Below are 802 nucleotides of genomic sequence, written 5' to 3' on the forward strand. Positions count from 1 at the left end.
TTCGAGAAGCTAGATGTCATGTTCCTTGGATTCCTCAGCTTCGTCCTAGTCGTTGATGGGCTTCGGATGTGTTAACAGGCCCTAGCACCTCTTTGCGTCTGCGACGCCGGACCTGCAGCTGCTGCTCGCGGTACAACCGCTCCATGCGCTTGTAGTTCACGATGCGTCCTTCTTGTCGCAATTTGAGATAGATCATCCCCACGCCATAACGGCGATGGCGATGCGCCAGCGCAACAATGCGCTCGCGCAGTTCGCCATTGCGGTCTTCGCGCGGGCAATAGCGCAGCGCACTGGCGCTCATGCCGATCGCTGCCAAGGCACGACGCTCGCTGGCACCGCGCCCGATCCACTCGCGCACCAGCGTACGACGCGCCGGTGCGCTTACCACTTTTTTCGCAGCGCATCCTTGATCAGGTCGTTCTCGAACAGCTGCTCGGCTAGCAACTTCTTCAACCGCGCGTTCTCGGACTCGAGGTCCTTGAGCCGCTTGGCATCGGGCACGCTCATCCCGCCGAACTTGCTGCGCCACAGGTAGTACGAGGCCTCACTGAAGCTATACCGCCGGCATAGGTCCTTGATCGCTATGCCCGCTTCGGCTTCTCGCAGGAAGCCGATGATCTGCTCTTCGGAAAAACGCTTCTTCACGTCCAATTTCCTCGAGGTAGGGAATTGGACTCCAAACTGAAGCGCCACTCAAAATTGGGGGACGTCGAGCATGTCGACTCCCCGCAATTCAATGCCAGCTAAAACTAGAGGTCTGCGGTTGATGTTGCTCATGGAACTCGGCGGGTGTTAGCCCGCC

At 58.6% G+C, this 802-nt stretch carries 1 pseudogene; it reads right to left on the reverse strand.

Features of this window, described 5'->3' with window-relative positions:
* Positions 1 to 85 precede the first annotated feature (85 nt).
* Positions 86 to 645 (reverse strand): annotated as a pseudogene (locus tag XcyCFBP4188_RS22310) (transposase); the annotation flags it as partial.
* Positions 646 to 802: the final 157 nt, after the last annotated feature.

It is taken from the genome of Xanthomonas hortorum pv. cynarae, assembly GCF_002939985.1.
GTDB classification, from domain to species: domain Bacteria; phylum Pseudomonadota; class Gammaproteobacteria; order Xanthomonadales; family Xanthomonadaceae; genus Xanthomonas; species Xanthomonas hortorum_D.